General features: G+C 72.5%; 20 protein-coding genes. 8 read left to right on the forward strand and 12 right to left on the reverse strand.

The genetic code is table 11. The features are described from left to right. Window position 1: 1 nt before the first annotated feature. Genes AC2A1K_RS18780 through AC2A1K_RS18800 form a run of 5 tightly spaced genes read right to left on the reverse strand, consistent with a single transcriptional unit; the run spans window position 2 to window position 3,638 of the window. The gene (locus AC2A1K_RS18780; RefSeq protein WP_483897828.1) at window positions 2–865 is read right to left on the reverse strand and encodes an SMP-30/gluconolactonase/LRE family protein; all 864 of its coding nucleotides are present in this window, start codon (window positions 863–865) and stop codon (window positions 2–4) included. Beyond that, window positions 862–1,749: a VOC family protein gene (locus tag AC2A1K_RS18785; RefSeq protein ID WP_483897829.1), complete on the reverse strand. Its 888-nt coding sequence runs from the start codon at window positions 1,747–1,749 to the stop codon at window positions 862–864. Before AC2A1K_RS18785 ends, AC2A1K_RS18780 begins: the two co-directional genes overlap by 4 nt. After that, window positions 1,749–2,597, reverse strand: coding sequence for a fumarylacetoacetate hydrolase family protein (locus AC2A1K_RS18790; protein WP_483897830.1), 849 nt, complete (start codon window positions 2,595–2,597; stop codon window positions 1,749–1,751). Before AC2A1K_RS18790 ends, AC2A1K_RS18785 begins: the two co-directional genes overlap by 1 nt. 16 nt (window positions 2,598–2,613) lie before the next feature. Further along, on the reverse strand, window positions 2,614–2,937 hold the full coding sequence (locus tag AC2A1K_RS18795) for a putative quinol monooxygenase (RefSeq protein ID WP_483897831.1): 324 nt from the start codon (window positions 2,935–2,937) through the stop codon (window positions 2,614–2,616). After that, window positions 2,934–3,638, reverse strand: coding sequence for a creatininase family protein (locus tag AC2A1K_RS18800; protein WP_483897832.1), 705 nt, complete (start codon window positions 3,636–3,638; stop codon window positions 2,934–2,936). The genes AC2A1K_RS18795 and AC2A1K_RS18800 overlap by 4 nt, the downstream gene beginning before the upstream one ends. Window positions 3,639–4,087: 449 nt before the next feature. On the opposite strand from AC2A1K_RS18800, the gene phoU reads away from it, so the two are divergent. Further along, window positions 4,088–4,744, forward strand: a complete 657-nt coding sequence (gene phoU / locus AC2A1K_RS18805; RefSeq protein WP_483897833.1) for a phosphate signaling complex protein PhoU — start codon at window positions 4,088–4,090, stop codon at window positions 4,742–4,744. Between the two features lie 110 nt (window positions 4,745–4,854). Here phoU and pstB read toward each other — a convergent pair whose 3' ends face one another. The 6 genes from pstB to AC2A1K_RS18835 form a co-directional block, all read right to left on the reverse strand. After that, window positions 4,855–5,631: a phosphate ABC transporter ATP-binding protein PstB gene (pstB, locus tag AC2A1K_RS18810; RefSeq protein WP_483897834.1), complete on the reverse strand. Its 777-nt coding sequence runs from the start codon at window positions 5,629–5,631 to the stop codon at window positions 4,855–4,857. Window positions 5,632–5,642: 11 nt separating this feature from the next. Beyond that, on the reverse strand, window positions 5,643–6,557 hold the full coding sequence (pstA, locus tag AC2A1K_RS18815) for a phosphate ABC transporter permease PstA (protein ID WP_483897835.1): 915 nt from the start codon (window positions 6,555–6,557) through the stop codon (window positions 5,643–5,645). Then, the gene (gene pstC, locus AC2A1K_RS18820) at window positions 6,557–7,522 is read right to left on the reverse strand and encodes a phosphate ABC transporter permease subunit PstC (protein ID WP_483897836.1); all 966 of its coding nucleotides are present in this window, start codon (window positions 7,520–7,522) and stop codon (window positions 6,557–6,559) included. Before pstC ends, pstA begins: the two co-directional genes overlap by 1 nt. Window positions 7,523–7,672: 150 nt before the next feature. Continuing rightward, window positions 7,673–8,779 (reverse strand): phosphate ABC transporter substrate-binding protein PstS, encoded by a 1,107-nt coding sequence (gene pstS / locus AC2A1K_RS18825; protein WP_483897837.1) that lies wholly within the window; start codon window positions 8,777–8,779, stop codon window positions 7,673–7,675. 186 nt (window positions 8,780–8,965) lie between these two features. After that, on the reverse strand, window positions 8,966–9,889 hold the full coding sequence (mshD, locus tag AC2A1K_RS18830; RefSeq protein WP_483897838.1) for a mycothiol synthase: 924 nt from the start codon (window positions 9,887–9,889) through the stop codon (window positions 8,966–8,968). 36 nt (window positions 9,890–9,925) lie between these two features. After that, window positions 9,926–10,795, reverse strand: coding sequence for a winged helix-turn-helix transcriptional regulator (locus AC2A1K_RS18835; RefSeq protein WP_483897839.1), 870 nt, complete (start codon window positions 10,793–10,795; stop codon window positions 9,926–9,928). A gap of 180 nt (window positions 10,796–10,975) precedes the next feature. Here AC2A1K_RS18835 and AC2A1K_RS18840 point away from each other — a divergent pair, with 180 nt between their 5' ends. The 7 genes from AC2A1K_RS18840 (at window position 10,976) to AC2A1K_RS18870 (ending at window position 15,278) form a co-directional block, all read left to right on the forward strand. Continuing rightward, window positions 10,976–11,479: a TlpA family protein disulfide reductase gene (locus AC2A1K_RS18840; RefSeq protein ID WP_483897840.1), complete on the forward strand. Its 504-nt coding sequence runs from the start codon at window positions 10,976–10,978 to the stop codon at window positions 11,477–11,479. A 256-nt stretch (window positions 11,480–11,735) separates the two neighbouring features. Continuing rightward, entirely contained in the window at window positions 11,736–12,593 is an 858-nt protein-coding gene (locus AC2A1K_RS18845) for a sulfurtransferase (RefSeq protein ID WP_483897841.1), read from the forward strand. After that, the gene (locus tag AC2A1K_RS18850) at window positions 12,593–12,892 is read left to right on the forward strand and encodes a DUF1416 domain-containing protein (RefSeq protein WP_483897842.1); all 300 of its coding nucleotides are present in this window, start codon (window positions 12,593–12,595) and stop codon (window positions 12,890–12,892) included. The genes AC2A1K_RS18845 and AC2A1K_RS18850 overlap by 1 nt, the downstream gene beginning before the upstream one ends. Before the next feature lie 83 nt (window positions 12,893–12,975). Beyond that, the gene (locus AC2A1K_RS18855) at window positions 12,976–13,107 is read left to right on the forward strand and encodes a hypothetical protein (protein ID WP_483897843.1); all 132 of its coding nucleotides are present in this window, start codon (window positions 12,976–12,978) and stop codon (window positions 13,105–13,107) included. Then, window positions 13,104–13,736, forward strand: a complete 633-nt coding sequence (locus AC2A1K_RS18860) for a heme-binding beta-barrel domain-containing protein (protein WP_483897844.1) — start codon at window positions 13,104–13,106, stop codon at window positions 13,734–13,736. The genes AC2A1K_RS18855 and AC2A1K_RS18860 overlap by 4 nt, the downstream gene beginning before the upstream one ends. A 1-nt stretch (window position 13,737) precedes the next feature. Beyond that, window positions 13,738–14,379: a 5-oxoprolinase subunit B family protein gene (locus tag AC2A1K_RS18865; protein WP_483897845.1), complete on the forward strand. Its 642-nt coding sequence runs from the start codon at window positions 13,738–13,740 to the stop codon at window positions 14,377–14,379. After that, window positions 14,376–15,278 (forward strand): 5-oxoprolinase subunit C family protein, encoded by a 903-nt coding sequence (locus AC2A1K_RS18870; RefSeq protein WP_483897846.1) that lies wholly within the window; start codon window positions 14,376–14,378, stop codon window positions 15,276–15,278. Before AC2A1K_RS18865 ends, AC2A1K_RS18870 begins: the two co-directional genes overlap by 4 nt. On the opposite strand, the gene AC2A1K_RS18875 is transcribed toward AC2A1K_RS18870, so the two are convergent. After that, on the reverse strand, window positions 15,167–16,231 hold the full coding sequence (locus AC2A1K_RS18875) for a hypothetical protein (protein ID WP_483897847.1): 1,065 nt from the start codon (window positions 16,229–16,231) through the stop codon (window positions 15,167–15,169). The genes AC2A1K_RS18870 and AC2A1K_RS18875 overlap by 112 nt on opposite strands. Between the last annotated feature and the right edge of the window lie 2 nt (window positions 16,232–16,233).

Consider the following 16,233-nt stretch of genomic DNA (forward strand, 5'->3'; position numbering starts at 1 on the left):
GTCATCCTCGATTCGGCTGGTGGGGGGTGAAGCGGGTGACGCGCGCCCGCGTGCGCTGCTGGTGGGCGGCCTCCATCACCGACAGGTCCGGGTCGAGGCTCGTCCCGGACGTGCCGTAGAGGGCGCGGCCGTCGTCGCCCGGCCAGCAGGCGATCGCGAACCCGTCGACGTCGATGCGCTCCACGACCTCTCCGTTCGCACCGCCGCGGAGCCGGACGAACGTCTGCGCGGTCGTCGCGGCCACCCAGACGGAGTCGTCGCCCGCGGCGCAGATGCCGTCGGGACGGTAGGTCTCCCCGAGGCGCTCCCCCAGGTCGAACCACGGCCGACGGTCGGTGAGGGCACCGTCAGCGCCGACGGTGAAGGCGGTCAGCCGCGCGGCGAAGGTCTCAGCGACGACGAGGGTGGCGCCGCCGTTGACGAGCGCGAGGCCGTTGGGGAAGGCCAGGTCCTCGGCGGCCACGCCCGCCCGGCCGTCGGGGTCGAGGCGCAGGAGACGTCCGGGGAGGTCGGGGGTGTGCACCTCGTCGACGTAGACCGAGCCGTCGGGCAGGGCGATCAGGTCACCGAGCCGCCCCTCGACCAGACCGGTCAGGTCGGCGTGGACCGACCAGGTCGTCCCGTCGAAGCGGTCGACCCGCCCGGCGAACATCCGGGCCCCGACGAGGTCGTCCCCGGGCAGGAACCCGGTGCCGTTGACGGCGGTGTCCAGGGTGTGCGTCGTCGTCCCGTCCGGCCCGAGGACGACGAGGCGGCTGCCTTGGGTGTCGGAGACCCAGAGCCGCCCGTCGTGCAGGCGCGGCGACTCCGCCCAGACGAGGTCGTCGGCCAGGACGACCCCCGCGGGCACGGCGGCGGTGCTCACGGCTCCCACCGCGCCGGGGGCAGCCCGTGCTCGGCGAAGTCGTCGGGGGTCAGGTGCGGCCCCCAGAGGCTGACCCACTTGTGCCCGTCGAAGGTCCACTCCCCCGGCACGTGGCCGGCGTCGTCGTAGATCCGCTCCATGTCGGCGTAGAACTCGACGACCAGGCCGCTGGGCTCCTGCACGTAGGTCGCGATGTTGCGGCCCATGCCGTGGCGCAACGGTCCCCACAGCACGGAGTCGCCGCGCGCGTCGACGAGGTCGGCGATCGCGCCGATCTCGACGATGGTCGGGTACTCCCACGCGGCGTGGTGGATGCGGTTCTGCGCGCCGGGAAAGATCCCGACGCCGTGGTGGTCGACGTTGCAGCGCAGGAAGACGCCGTCCTCGCACCGGTCGGAGACCCGGAAGTCGAAGAGCTCGACGAGCATCCGCTCGGTGCGGCGGGGGTCGGGCACGAAGAAGTTGACGTGCCCGAGGCGCGTCGGGCGCAGCACCCCGGCGGTGCGCGTCACCGGCGCCGGGCTCATGCCGCGGTAGATCTCGAAGACGAAGCCGGCCTCGTCGCGGAACGCGAACCCGTCCTGGACCGCCCGGCACAGGGGACGGTCACCGACGATCGTCAGGCCGGCCTCCTTCACCCGCCGCGCGGCCTCGGCGACCGCCTCGGCGTCGGCGGCGACGAGCCCGACGTGGTCGAGGGCGTCCTCGTCGGCGGCCGTGTAGTGGAGGCTGTGGTGGGGGCCGCCGTGGGTGAACCAGAGCTCGTCGTCGGTGCGCTCGGTGAGGTGCAGCCCGAGGATGCCGGTGGCGAACTCCTGCGCGGCGTCGAGGTCGGTGACCCGCTGGGAGACGTGACCGACGTCGACGATGACGTGCCCGCGCATCAGACGGCCACACCCGCGACCTTGTCGGCGACGCAGTGGTTCGTCTGCGTGCCGAGCCCCGCGATGGTGGCGCTGACGACCGAGCCGTCCACGAGGTAGGCGGGCGGCGAGGCGACGTGACCGACCCCGGAGGGCGTCCCGGTGGCGATGAGGTCGCCGGGCACGAGCGTGATGATCGTGCTGATGTAGGAGACGATCTGCGCGACCGAGAAGGCCAGGTGGTCGGTGGAGGAGCTCTGCCGGGCGACGCCGTCCACCGTCAGCTCCATCGGCAACGACAGGGCGTGCCCCACCTCGTCGGGGGTCACGAGGTACGGGCCGACCGGCGTGGACGCCTCGAACGTCTTGCCCTGGAGGAACTGCGAGGTCCGCAGCTGCCAGTCGCGCATCGAGATGTCGTTGACGATGGTGTAGCCGGCCACCGAGGACAGCGCGTCGTCCACGCCCACGTGCCGGGTGGGCTGGCCGATGACGACCCCGAGCTCGATCTCCCAGTCGACCTTGTCCGAGACCGCCGGGAGCGCGACGTCGTCGTTCGCGCCGATCAGCGCGCGGGCGTACTTCGCGAAGAGCACGGGGTGGTCGGGGAGCTGCAGGTCGGCCTCGGCCGCGTGGTCGGCGTAGTTGAGGCCGACGCAGAACACCTTCTCCGGGTGCGGGGTCAGCGGCGCGAAGTCCGCACCCGCAAGCGGCACGCGCCCGCCGTCCACCGCGGCCACCCTCGTCGCCCAGTCCTCCCCCGACGCCACGAGCGCGCCGACGTCCGAGAACGGCAGCAACACCAGCTCCTCCCGGTCGACGCGGGCGGCCCGCGTGCCGTCGTCGGTCCTGATCGTCGCCAAGCGCATGTCCGGACTCCTGTCGTCAGATCTCGAGGTAGTGGGCGAAACCGACGACCTCGTCGAGGTGGTCGGAGAACGTTGCCCGGTAGGCCGGGAACTCGGGAGCGTCCCGGAACGCCAGGTGGGCCTCCACCGAGACCCAGTGGTTGCGCAGCACGAACTCGTCGGGCCGCTCGACGCAGCGCAGCGCGCTCACCCCGAGGCAGCCCGGGCCGCGCTCGACGATCGCGAGGGCCGCCGGGAGGGCCTTCGCCATCGCGTCCTCGTGGCCGGGCCTCGCGCGCAGCGTCGCCAGCTCGACGACACCGCCCTCCACGGCACCGCTGTCGGCCTCGCCGAGGCTCACAGCCGGCCCCAGCCCGCGTCGATCCGGTCGCGCAACAGATCCACCGCGGTCGCCCACACCGTGTCGGCGTGCTCGGGCTCGAGGCGGTAGGCGCCCCCGCCGGAGCCGTCGCCGAGGAACTCCCGGGCCCGCTTCGGGTCGGAGGTCTGCATGATCGTGTGCGGGACGAGCTCCTTGGCACCGTCGGGCGGCTCCACCCCGGCAACCCGGACCGCGGGGAAGTTCTCGACCCACGACGCGTGGGCGGCCTCGGCGATGCTCGTCGCCGTGGCCCAGACCCGCGGGTCGCCGAACCAGTTGTGGAACTGGACCTCGGCGTCGTCGCGCGCGGAGCCCCACTCCTGGCCGAGCTGTGCGGCGGGCGCGTTCCCACCATGGCCGCTGAGGATCAGGATGCGCCGGAAGCCCTGGCCGTACAGCGAATCCAGGAGGTCCCCCACCAGGGCGATGTAGGTCGCCATCCGCAGGCTGATCGTGCCGGGAAAGGCACTGAAAACCGGCGTCAGCCCGAACGGCATCACGGGCAGGACCGGGACGCCCAGAGGCTCCGCCGCCTCGATCGCTCCCAGCTCGCACAGGATTGCGTCGGTGCCGACCGACAGGTAGGCGTGCTGCTCGGTCGAGCCGAGCGGCACCACCACACGGTCGTCGTGCTGCAGGTACTCCTCGACCTGACCCCACGTCCGGTCCCACAACCGCACGACGTCTCACCTCCTTGTCTGCATCTTCGGCTTAGGTGCATTGATTACTGCACAAAGTGGATTCAAACTATGGCGATGCGGAGACGCCGTCAACACTCGTTGGGCAACGGGGCGACCGCCCTCGCCGGACCCCGCCCCCTGCCCGACGACGTCTCGCCCGACCGGGCTCGGGAGCGCAACGGCCCCATCGACCCCGACTGGCCCCGCAAGATCGCCCGAGGCACGCCGCCGCGACCACCAGCCGCACCTCGCGACCAGCACCGCCGTCGGCCGCACCCCCCCCGGACCTCGCGTCCGATAACCCGCCGCCGTTCTGAGCAGCCAGGACCCACGCCGAAGACGGGAGCGGCGACCTCACCCCCTCTGACGAGGGGTTTTCCTGATCTCGTTCATCCCCGGTTCATGCGACGGTCGGATGTGCGTCCGCGGATCCGCGTAGGTTGCGGCGTATGCGCACGGCCTACCACGAGAAGCTCGACGCCCTGTCCGGCGAGCTGGCCGAGATGTCCCTCCTGGCCGGCGAGGCCATGAAGAAGGCGACGAGCGCCCTCCTCGAGGGCGACCTCGACCTCGCCGAAGAGGTCATCTCGGAAGACAAGAAGATCGACGCCCTGCGCAGCCAGGCCGAGGAGCAGGCGTTCGGCCTCCTCGCCCTGCAGGCGCCGGTCGCCGGTGACCTCCGGTCGGTCATCGCCGCCATCCACTCCGCGGGCGACCTCGAGCGGATGGGCGACCTCGCCCTCCACGTCGCCAAGGCGGCCCGCCGGCGGCACCCCGCCAAGGTCCTGCCCGAGGACGTCGCGCCCTACTTCGCCGAGATGGGCCGGGTCGCGCTCGACCTTGCCCAGGACGCCCGCCAGGTCATCCTGACCCGCGACGTCGAGCTCGCCTTCACCATGGAGTCCGACGACGACGCCATGGACGACCTGCACCGCCACCTCTTCACCTTGCTGCTGAGCAAGGACTGGCCGAGCGGCGTCGCCCCCGCCATCGACGTGACCCTGCTGGGGCGCTTCTACGAGCGGTTCGCCGACCACGCCGTTGCGGTGGCCCGCCGCGTCGTCTTCATGGTCACCGGCAAGATGCCCAACACTCCCGAGGCGTGAGCGCCACGAAGGCCCCTCCCGCCGTCGGCGGGGGGGCTTCGCTTCGTGATCAACGGGGAGTTCGCGCGCATAGAAGCAGCGAACAGCGCGTTCGCTGCGACCACGCGACCTCAGCCGAAGCGGCCGGAGATGTAGTCCTCGGTGGCCTGCTCGGTCGGGTTCGAGAAGATCTTCTCGGTGTCGTCGATCTCCACGAGCTTGCCCGGCTTGCCGGTGGCCTCGAGGTTGAAGAACGCCGTCTGGTCGCTCACCCGCGCGGCCTGCTGCATGTTGTGGGTGACGATGACGATCGTGTACTCCTTCTTGAGGTCCGCGATGAGGTCCTCGATCGCCAGCGTGGAGATGGGGTCGAGCGCCGAGCAGGGCTCGTCCATCAGCAGCACGTCGGGCGCCACCGCGATCGCGCGGGCGATGCACAGACGCTGCTGCTGACCACCGGAGAGGCTGCCGCCGGGCTTGTCGAGCCGGCCCGAGACCTCCTTCCAGAGATTCGCGCCGCGCAGCGAGGCCTCGCAGACCTCGTCGAGCTTCTTCTTGTCTCGCACGCCCGAGAGCTTGAGACCGGCCACGACGTTGTCGCGGATGGACATCGTCGGGAACGGGTTCGGGCGCTGGAACACCATGCCGATGGTCTTGCGCACGGCGACCGCGTCGGACCCGCGGGCGTAGATGTCCTCGCCGTCGAGGAGCACCTCGCCCTCGACGCGCGCACCGGGAATCTCCTCGTGCATGCGGTTGAGGGTGCGGAGCACGGTCGACTTGCCGCAGCCCGACGGACCGATGAAGGAGGTGACGCTGCGCGGGGCGACGGACAGGTTCACCTCCGCCACGGCGTGGAAGTCGCCGTAGTAGATGTCGACGTCTTTCAGGTCGAGACGCTTGGCCACGGGGATTCCCTCTACTTCGAGATGGCGGAGAAGCGCGACACGACGCTCGCCCCGAGCTGCAGGATCATGATGATGAGGATCAGCGTGAGCGCCGCGCCCCAGATGCGGTACTGACCGGCGGGCTCCGGATTCGACAGCTCCGAGAACATCAGGAGCGGCAGGGACGCCATGTTGCCGGAGAACGGGTCGAAGTTGATCGACTGCGAGTACCCGACCAGGACCAGCACCGGCGCGGTCTCGCCCATGACGCGCGCGAGCGCCAGCATGATGCCGGTGACGGTGCCGGACAGCGCGGTCGGCAGCACGATCCGCAGGACCGTCTTCCACTTCGGCACGCCGAGGGCGTAAGCCGCCTCGCGGAGCTCGTCGGGTACCAGGCGCAGCATCTCCTCGGTGTTGCGGACGACCACCGGCAGCATCAGCAGCACCAGGGCCAGCGACACCATGAAGGCGCTCTGGGTGCCGCCCAGGATCGAGATGAAGGCAGCGAAGATGAACAGCGCGGCGACGATCGACGGCACGCCGGCCAGGATGTCGACCATGAAGCTGGTCGCCTTCGCGAGTCGCCCGCGGCCGTACTCGACGAGGTAGACCGCGGCGAGGATGCCGATCGGCACCGCGATGACGGCGGCCAGCAGCGCCTGGATCAGCGTGCCGTAGATCGCGTGGTACACGCCGCCCGCGAACGACTCGGGCAGCACGCCGTTGAGCGAGCGACCCCACCAGTCGGCGGAGAGGATGGCGCCGATGCCGCGACCCACCACCGTGACGATCACCCAGACCAGGGGGACGACGGCGATGAGGAACGCGAGGCTCACCAGCACGGTGGCGAGGTTGTTCTTGATCTTCCGGCCCGTGCTCAGGGCCTGGAACGTGGGCCCGGCGGCGGGCCGGTCCGGGGAGTCGAGCCCCGTGGCGGTGCTCATCAGCCGTTCACCTTCCCGCCGGCGACCACGCGGGCGATCGCGTTGACCACGAAGGTCAGGACGAACAGGACGAGGCCGGCGGCGATGTACGCGCCGGTCGGCAACGGCTGACTGAACTCGGAGGCCGCCGAGGCGATCAGCGACGCGAACGTGTAGCCGCCGTCGAACAGGCTGAAGTTCGAGGGTGTCGTCGCGGCCCGGATGACGATGAGGACCGCGATCGTCTCGCCGAGCGCGCGGCCGAGACCGAGCATGGAGCCGGCGATGTAGCCGCTGCGGCCGTAGGGGAGCACGGCCATGCGGATGACCTCCCACCGCGTGGCACCCAGCGCCTGGGCCGCCTCGATGTGGAAGCGGGGGGTCTGCGAGAACACCTCGCGGGTGACCGCGGTGATGATCGGCAGGATCATGACCGCCAGCACCACGCCGCCGGTGAAGATCGTCCCGGTGAGCACCGGCAGGTTGCCGGGCGCGAACAGGAAGAGCCACCCGAGGTTGGCCTGGAGCCACTCGGCGATCGGCAGCAGGGCGGGCGCGAGGACCGCGATGCCCCACAGGCCGTAGATGATCGACGGTACGGCGGCGAGCAGGTCGATGACGTACGCGAACGGGCGCGAGACCCGTGTCGGCGCGTACTGGGTCAGGAAGAGTGCGATGCCCATCGCGATCGGCATCGCGATCAGCAGGGCGAACAACGAGGACAGCAGCGTCACCACGAGCAGGTCACGGATGCCGAACTGGAGGTTCGCGGCGTCGCGGGTGCTGAACACCGGCGACGTGAAGAAGTTGGCGTTGTTGGCCAGCAGCGAGGGCACCGCCTGCACGAGCAGGAAGATGCCGATCGCCGCCACGGCCGCGACGACGAGGAGGCCGGACCCCGTGGTCAGTCCCCGGAAGATCCGCTCACCGCGTCCTTGGATCGGGGACCCCTGGGACCGTCCGCGCGCAGGATCGGGATCGGTCACGGTGTCGATGGTGGACGACCCGGCCGCGGAACTCTCGTCCTGAGAGCTCCGCGACAGGGCCTGCTCCGTGGTGCGTTCGGTCACAGCCGGGGTTCCGTCCGCCTCGTCGTCGCTGGTCAATCGGTCTGGTCGGTCCCTTACTGGATGGCCCTACTGAATCGCACTGACCGCGGTGGTCAGCCGCTGCTTGAACTGCTCGGGCAGCGGCACGTAGCCGGCCTCCGGGAGCGCCTGCTGGGCGTTCGGCGACAGCGCGGTCTGCATGAACGCGCGGACCGCCGCGGCGGTCTGGTCGTCGGCGTAGTTCGAGCAGACGATCTCGTAGGTGGCCAGCGCGATCGGGTATGCGCCCGGCGCGCTCGCCTGGTAGAGGCTGTCGAGGTTCAGCTCGAGGTCGTTGCCCTGGCCCGCGACCTGGACGTTGTTGACCGCGGTGGCCACCGACTCGGTGGTCAGCGGCACCGGCTGCCCACCACCCGAGTTGATGATCTGCGCCATCGCCAGGCCGCCGCGTTGGGCGAAGGAGGCCTCGACGTAGGTGATCGAGTTCGGGGTGTTCCTGGTGGCGTCCGCGACGCCCTGGCTGCCGCGCGCACCGGCGCCGACGCCGCCGTTGAAGGTCTGGCCGTCCTCCCTGCCGTACGCACCGTCGGAGGCGGCGATCAGGTACTTCTGGAAGTTGTCGGTGGTGCCGGACTCGTCGGAGCGGAAGTTCACGACGATCGGCGCGGCGGGGAGCTGCTTGCCCTGGTTGAGGGCGGCGATGGCCGGGTCGTTCCAGGTGGTGATCTGGCCGTTGAAGATCCGGGCCGTGGTGGGGCCGTCGAGCACCAGGTCGGTCACGCCTGCGACGTTGTAGGCGATCGCGACCGGGCCGAAGACCAGCGGGAGGTGCCACGCCGGCGAGGCGCAGCGCGCCTGGGCCTGCGGGGCCTGCTCGTCGGAGAGCGCCGAGTCCGAGCCGGCGAAGTCGGTCTGCCCGCCCACGAACTCGTTGCGCCCCGCGCCCGAGCCGCTGGGGGTGTAGTTCAGCGTCTGCCCCTGGCAGGTCTGCTGGTAGGTCGCGACGAAACGCGTCATGGCGTTGTTCTGTGCCGAGGAACCGCTGGCCCGAAGATCGGGCTTGCCGCCGCACTGCACGCCCTCGACCGCGGTGACTCCGCCGCCACCAGCGTTCTCGTCGCTGCCGCACGCGCCGAGCACGAGCGCCGATGCGGCGATCAGACCGACCGCCGCCACGCGCCGCTGATACCTCACAGGGTGTCCTCCGAGTCCGTTGTGCCCACCTCCGCGTGGGCGCGTCGCGGCGCGGTCTCGCACCACGACGGCAGGCTAGGCAGGCAGGGTGGACATGCGGAGCTAGCAAGATGAACGCAGGATGAACGGGCCCGGTGGCGTACAACCGAACGAGTGGTCACCTGCGACGACAGTCACAGTGGGTGATCAACGCTGGTAGGAGAAGTCCACCGCGTCGCGTTCGAAGCCGAGCCGGCGGTAGGTCGCGATCGCCGGGGCGTTGTCACCCTCCACGTACAGGAGGGTGATGCGCAGACCGCGACCAGCCAGGTGGTGGAGGCCCGCGAGGGTGAGCGCACGTCCGAGTCCCCGCCCCTGGGCGGCCGGGTCGACGCCCACGACGTAGACCTCACCGAGGCGCTCGGGGACGGTCGCCGACACCTCGTGAACCTTGGTGATGTGGAAGCCGAGCAGGTCCCCGGTGGCCCTGTCCCACCCCAGCAGCACGCCCGCGGCCTCGAACCACGGCTCGGCCTCGATCTCCTCGACGTCCGCGCGGGTCCACCCGCTCTGCTCCGGGTGCCACGAGAACGCGCGGTTGTTGACGGCGACGACGGCGTCCTCGTCGCGCCCGACCCGCAGCGGCTCGATCGCGACGCCCTCGGGGACGACGAGGTCGGGCAGCGGCGGGGCCTCGTGGCCCGGTGCCGGGCGGCGCATCCGCCAGAGCTCCCGGACGCGACGGCGCCCGACACGCTCGGCCAGGGGCCCGGCGCCCGGGTGGTCGCCGTGCGCCCAGAAGCGCACTGCCGGCGACTCCGCGACGACGGCGTCGACGGCCACCGCCCCGATGCCCTGGCGACGGCGCTCGGGGAGCACGGCCAGCTCGGCGACCGGGTCGTCGGCGTTCTCGGTGTCGAGCAGGGCGTACCCGACGAGGTCGGTGCCCTCGTGCACGAGCAGGTGCTGCGAGGAGGCCCGTCCGACCTCACCGCCGAGCGCGGCGATGTCCCGGCGCGCCGGCTCGGCGAAGGCGTCGAGCCCGTCGGCGGCCGCGACGGCACCGACCAGGGCACGGACCTGGTCGGCCTCCTCGGGCGTCGCCGTCGACGTCCACCGGGTCGTGAGCACGGTCGGGACCGTAGCGCCGTCCGTCACGGTCCCGGGTCAGACACCCCGGGCCCAGGCGGCGGGCCGGACCACGCGGGTGTCGTCCCACGACCCCGTCGACCGCGGCACCGGCGTGGCCGGCAGGCGACCCGACGAGGGTGACGACGGTCCCGCGGGGTCTCGACCGGAGGCGTCCTCCTCGTCCGGCTCGGCGCGCTCGCTCGTCTCGTCCCCGGCGCGCTGGCTCGTGCCGAGCACCCCGCGCATCGGGCGGACGAACTTGTAGCCCACGTTGCGCACGGTGCCGATGAGCTGCTCGTGCTCGGGCCCGAGCTTCGCTCGCAGGCGACGGACGTGGACGTCGACGGTGCGCGTGCCACCGAAGAAGTCGTAGCCCCAGACCTCCTGCAGCAGCTGGGCGCGGGTGAACACCCGGCCGGCGTGCTGGGCGAGGTACTTGAGGAGCTCGAACTCCTTGTAGGTGAGGTCGAGCGGGCGCCCGCGCAGGCGCGCGGTGTAGGTGGACTCGTCGATGACGAGCTCGCCGAGCACCAGCGCGCCCTCCACACCGGCGCCGTCCGAGGCGCGGCGGGCCCGCAGGAGACGCAGGCGGGCGTCGATCTCGGCCGGCCCGGCACCGGGCAGCAGCACCTCGTCGACGCCCCACTCGAGGGACACGGCGACGAGGCCGCCCTCGGTGAGCACGGCGATGACCGGGACGTCCAGGCCGGTGGAGCCCAGCAGGCGGCAGAGGCTGCGGGCGGCGGCGAGGTCGTGGCGGGCGTCGACCAGCACGGCGTCGTGCGGGCCGGCATCGAGCAGGGCCGCGACCTCGGGGGCCGCGGTCCGGAGTCCGTGGGGTAGCAGGGCCAGCGACGGCAACACTGACGTCGGCTCGGGGTCGGCGGTGAGCAGCAGCAGCTCCACGCTTGTCTCCCTCCGCGATCGTGGGACGGACGATAGACCAGTTCACCGCGCTGTCACCCGCCCGCGCGCTCAACGTCACTCGGCCACTCGGTTGCGCGCGCCGAGCGGCCCACCACCGACCCGGACCTCACGATCTCCGGACTACGCTGAAGGAAGACGGTCTGGTCGACAGGGGGTCGGGTGTCCAGCTGGGTGCTCGTAGCCGCGGGTGCGGTCCTGGTGGTGATCCTCGTCGCCGGTGTCGTGCTCGGTCTCGTGCGGGCTCGCCGCCGCCTCGCCGCCGAACGGACGGCGCCCCCGGCCGACGACCCCGGCCCCGAGGGCACGCGCCGCGACCTGCGGGCCGTCGGTCCGCGCCCGGGCGCCACGGTGAGCGGTGTCCTCCCGCGCGATCTGGCCGCCCCGCCAGGCGGTCTCGCCCTGCTGCAGCTCTCCTCGCAGTTCTGCGGCGACTGCCGCGCCTCGCGCGCCGTGCTCACCGACGTGGCCTCGGAGCACCACGACGTCACGGTGCGGGAGGTCGACGTCGCGATGCGCCCCGAGCTGGTGCGGCTGCTGGGCATCCGCCGCACCCCGACGACGCTGGTCATCGACCCGTCCGGCGTGGAGCTCGCCCGCACCATCGGGGTGCCGCGGCGGGCCGACCTGCTGGGCACGCTCGCCCCGTACCGGCGCACCGGCTGACCAGCACGAGATCACTCTCGGTGGATGCCCGATTCTTCGGTACCGTGGCGCCCGTGAACGGAGGGCTCACCCAGCGGCGCACGGTCGACTTGTGCCGCCTCGACTCCAGCCTCTGTCGCTGACCCCTCCCGGCCGACGTCGCGCCGGACCGTTCACCTGACCGCGTCTCCACGCGTTTCCGCAGGTCCCGGTTCGCGAGCGTCGCCGAACGCGCACCCGTCCGAGAACCCGAGAACGCATCCGAGGAGTACCGCACATGAGCCGCCAGGACGCCCTGGTCAGTGCCGACTGGGCCGAGCAGAACCTCGACGCCCCCAACACGGTCTTCGTCGAGGTCGACGAGGACACCACCGCGTACGACGGGGGGCACATCCCCGGCGCGGTCAAGCTCGACTGGAAGACCGAGCTCCAGGATCCGGTGCGTCGCGACTTCGTCGACAAGGCCGGCTTCGAGAAGCTGCTGTCGTCGAAGGGCATCTCCAACGACGACACCGTCATCCTCTACGGCGGGAACAACAACTGGTTCGCGGCCTACGCGTACTGGTACTTCAAGCTCTACGGCCACCAGGCCGTGAAGCTGCTCGACGGTGGCCGCAAGAAGTGGGAGCTCGACGGGCGCAAGCTCGACACCGAGGTCCCGCAGCGCCCGCAGTCCAACTACACCGCCAAGGAGCAGGACACCGGGATCCGCGCCTTCCGCGACGAGGTCGTCAACGCGATCGGGTCCAAGAACCTCGTCGACGTCCGCTCGCCCGACGAGTTCTCGGGCAAGCTCCTCGCGCCCGCCCACCTCCCGCAGGAGCAGGCGCAGCGCGGCGGCCACATCCCCTCGGCGCTCAACGTGCCGTGGTCGAAGGCCGCCAACGAGGACGGCACCTTCAAGTCGGACGAGGAGCTGCGCAAGCTCTACGAGGAGCAGGGCCTCGACTCCTCCCGCCCGACCATCGCCTACTGCCGCATCGGCGAGCGCAGTTCGCACACGTGGTTCGCCCTGCACGAACTGCTCGGCGAGACCGACGTGAAGAACTACGACGGCAGCTGGACCGAGTACGGCTCGCTCATCGGCGTGCCGATCGAGACGGGCTCGGGAGAGAGCGGGAGTGGTAAGTCCTGATGTGCAGCGCCCCTGACCAGAACGCCGAGCTGCCCGCCGGCACCGACCTGACCAAGGAGTCGGTGCTGGTCGGCAAGGTGACCTCCGGCGGCTCGCCCGTCGCGGGCGCCTACGTCCGGCTCCTCGACGGCACCGGCGAGTTCACCGCCGAGGTCGTCGCGTCCGCGTCCGGCGACTACCGCTTCTTCGCGGCGCCGGGCAGCTGGACCGTCCGCGCGCTCTCGCGCTCGGGCAACGGCCAGTCCGAGGTCGCCGTCCATGGCCCGGGCCTGTTCACCACCGAGGTCCAGGTCGCCTGACCCGGTCACCTGATCGCACCGCCCGCTCGCCACGCCCACCCGGGCTCGGCGGGCGGGCGGTGTCGTGTCGTTAGGGTGGGCCGGTGGCGTGGTTCTACACGGTGGTGCTCGCCGCGTGCAGTGCCGGCATCCTCGGCGCCGGCGTCGCCCTGACGCGGCGGCTGTTCCGCGACGAGCTCATCACCGGCTCCGATGATGTCCAGGAGACGCGATGACCGAGCCCGAGGGCACCAGCGGCAACGAGGCCATCCGAGCCGCCGAGGAGCGCGCGCAGCACACCCGCGACGCGAACCTCCCGCAGTGGCCGGAGCTGCCGATCGAGAACGACACCGCCAACCTGCGGCTCGGCCCCGAGCTCAACGACGCGCTGCTGGGGCTGCTGCCGATCGTCGGGGTGTGGCGCGGCGAGGGCGAGGTCGTCTACCCGACGATCGACGGCCCGTTCCACTTCGGGCAGCAGATCACGGTCGCCCACGACGGTCGCCCGTTCCTGACGTGGGAGGCCCGCGCCTGGATCCTCGACGGGCCGGGCGGCGCCGTGGTGCGTCCGGCCGCTCGGGAGACCGGCTTCTGGCGGGCCCAGGAGGACGGCACCATCGAGCTCCTGCTCACCCACCACACCGGGATCGTCGAGCTCTACTACGGCGAGAGCCGCACCCAGACCTCCTGGGAACTGCAGACCGACGCGATCGCCCGGACCTCCTCGGCGAAGGAGGTCGTCGGCGCGACCCGCCTCTACGGCATCGTCGACAACGGCGACCTCGCCTACGTCGAGGAGCGCGCCATGGAGGGCCAGCCCATGCAGCCGCACACCTCCGCCCGCCTGCGGCGCGTCGTCGGCTGAGGTGGAGGTCCTCCCGGCCGGGCCGGAGGCGCTGCTGATCGACCTCGACGGACTTCGTGCCGTGGCCGCGGTGGGCGCCGCGCTGCGCGACGCCCTCGACCGCGGCGACCTGCCCGGCGTCGTCGACGTGGTGCCGGCCGCCCACACCGTGCTGGTGACCGCACCCGGAGCGCGGGACGCGCTGCGCGCCGTGCGGACACTGCTCGAGCAGGTGGATCCGGACGACGCGCCGTCCCGCCGCGAGGCGGGCACCGTGGAGCTGCCGGTGATCTACGACGGCGAGGACCTCGAGCTCGTCGCCCGGGAGGCCGGCTGGTCGGCCGACGAGGTGGTCGCCGCCCACACCGCCGCCGAGCTCACGGTGGCGTTCGGCGGGTTCGCGCCCGGCTTCGCGTACCTCGCCGGCCTCCCGGAGGCGCTGCAACAGCCGCGGCTCGACACCCCGCGGCCGCGCATCCCGTCGGGCTCGGTCGGCGTGGCCGGCGAGTTCGGCGGCGTGTACCCGCGCACCTCCCCCGGCGGATGGCGCCTCATCGGGCGCCTCGCGGAGGACGCGCCGACGCTCTTCGACCCCGATCGCGACCCACCGGCCCTGCTCGTGCCCGGCACGACGGTCCGCTTCCGGGACGCGGGGCGACCGTGACCCGCGAGCTCGTGGTCGAGCAGGTCGGACCGCAGGCCCTGGTGGTCGACCGCGGCCGGCCGGGCTGGGCGCACATCGGCGTCCCGCCGGCCGGGGCCCTCGACGCTCCGGCGCACGCGTTGGCGCAGCGTCTGGTCGGCAACCCGCCCGACGCCGCCGGGCTGGAGATCCTCCTCGGGGGGCTCGGGGTGCGCGCCACCGAGGCGATGACGGTGGCCCTGACCGGCCCGCCCGGCGGCGTGCGGATCCGTCGCGGGGACGGGCGGGAGCGGGCGACGGCGTCGCACCAGCCCGTCCATCTCGCCGCCGGCGACGTCGTGATCGTGCCGGCACCGACGTCCGGCCTGCGCGGCTACCTCGCCGTCGGGGGCGGCGTGGCCGTCGACGAGGTGCTCGGCAGCCGCAGCGCCGACACGCTCTCGGGGCTCGGGCCCGCGCCCCTCGCGGTCGGTACCCGCCTGCCGATCGGACCGCCGACCGCGATCCCTGCCGTCGGCACGGGTGCGGTCGGGGTGTCCGCGGCCCTCGACACCGTGCGGGTGCGCCTGCACCTGGGGCCGCGCGCGGACTGGGTGGACGACGCCGCCGAGCGCCTGCGCGCCGGGACGTGGACCGTGGCCCCGACCGGCGACCGGGTGGGCGTCCGGCTGGAGGGGCCGCCCCTCGACCGCGCCGCCGCGCGTCGGGGCGAGGAGCTGCGCAGCGAAGGGCTGGTCGGCGGCGCGGTGCAGGTCCCGCCCGACGGGCAGCCGGTGGTGTTCCTCGCCGATCACCCGACGACCGGCGGCTATCCCGTCGTCGGCGTGGTCGACCCGGCGGAGCTCGCGGCGTTCGCCCAGCTCCGACCGGGGTCGTCGGTGCGGTTCTCGCCGGTGGCCACCCCGCCGCCGGGCGTCTGATCGGCGCCGGGCAGGAGACCGAGACCGCGCGCCACCACCGTCGCGAGGTCGCGTTCGTCGATCCCGACGAGCCGAGCCACCTGTGCCGGGCTGAGGCCGGCGCGCAGCAGGGCGGTCACGTCGCCCTCCGCGGCGTCGCCGCCCGAGGTGTCGAGCGCGGCGATCGCAGCCTGCGGGTCGCGCAGCAGCACCCCGAGCAGGCGGTCCTTCGCGGACTCGGTGTCGGACGCGGGTGCGGCGACTTCCGTCGCCTGGTCCGGGGCGGTGTCCCCGGTGTCCCCGGTGTCGGTGCTGTCCTCGGTGTCGGTGCTGTCCTCGGTGTCGGTGCTGTTCTCGGTGTCGGTGCTGTCCCCGGTGTCCCCGGTGTCCCCGGTGTCGGTGGTGTCGGCGGCCGGGCCGTCGAGCGCGGCGTGCCGGGGCCGGTGCGGCGGCTGGTCGCCGGTCGCCGGCCCGGTCGCGGGCGTCTCCGCGGCGGGCTCGACCGGTTCCTGCCCGGCCGGTTCTTGCCCGGCGTCCTCCAGCTCGGGCTTCTCGGTCTCCTCGGCGTCGGCGCGCGCGAGCTCCGCCGCGAGGCGGGCGCGGATGGTGTCGACGTCGAGCGGGGCGGTGTCGGGCTCGGCGTACCGCGTCGCCGCCGCGGACTCGGGACGGCCGGACACGTCGGACACCGGCTGCCGGGTGGACACCCGCACGCGCTCCTCGGTGGTGAGGGTCGGGCCGGTCCACGGGGCGTCCGGGTTCGGCCGGCTCGACTCCAGCGCCGGCGGCGGCCACGCCGCGGCGGCGGCCGCCCGGCGGGCACGACGGCGCCGCACGGCGGACAGCACCAGCAGCAGGATCGCGATCACCACGAGGACGGCGGCCACGACGATCCAGGTGATCGGGGACTCGAGCACGCCCATGACCGAAGACGGTACGCCGACCGGCGTCGTCCCGCGGGTCTCGATGGTCACGG

The sequence above is a fragment of the Actinomycetospora sp. 2LY8.5 genome (genome assembly GCF_057180585.1).

Excerpts from the sequence above, each read along its gene's own strand:
- AC2A1K_RS18785 (WP_483897829.1), bottom strand. The coding sequence starts at position 1,749 with ATGCGCGGGCACGTCATCGTCGACGTCGGTCACGTCTCCCAGCGGGTC.
- AC2A1K_RS18790 (WP_483897830.1), bottom strand. The coding sequence starts at position 2,597 with ATGCGCTTGGCGACGATCAGGACCGACGACGGCACGCGGGCCGCCCGC.
- phoU (WP_483897833.1), top strand. The coding sequence starts at position 4,088 with ATGCGCACGGCCTACCACGAGAAGCTCGACGCCCTGTCCGGCGAGCTG.
- pstA (WP_483897835.1), bottom strand. The coding sequence starts at position 6,557 with ATGAGCACCGCCACGGGGCTCGACTCCCCGGACCGGCCCGCCGCCGGG.
- AC2A1K_RS18845 (WP_483897841.1), top strand. The coding sequence starts at position 11,736 with ATGAGCCGCCAGGACGCCCTGGTCAGTGCCGACTGGGCCGAGCAGAAC.
- AC2A1K_RS18850 (WP_483897842.1), top strand. The coding sequence starts at position 12,593 with ATGTGCAGCGCCCCTGACCAGAACGCCGAGCTGCCCGCCGGCACCGAC.
- AC2A1K_RS18860 (WP_483897844.1), top strand. The coding sequence starts at position 13,104 with ATGACCGAGCCCGAGGGCACCAGCGGCAACGAGGCCATCCGAGCCGCC.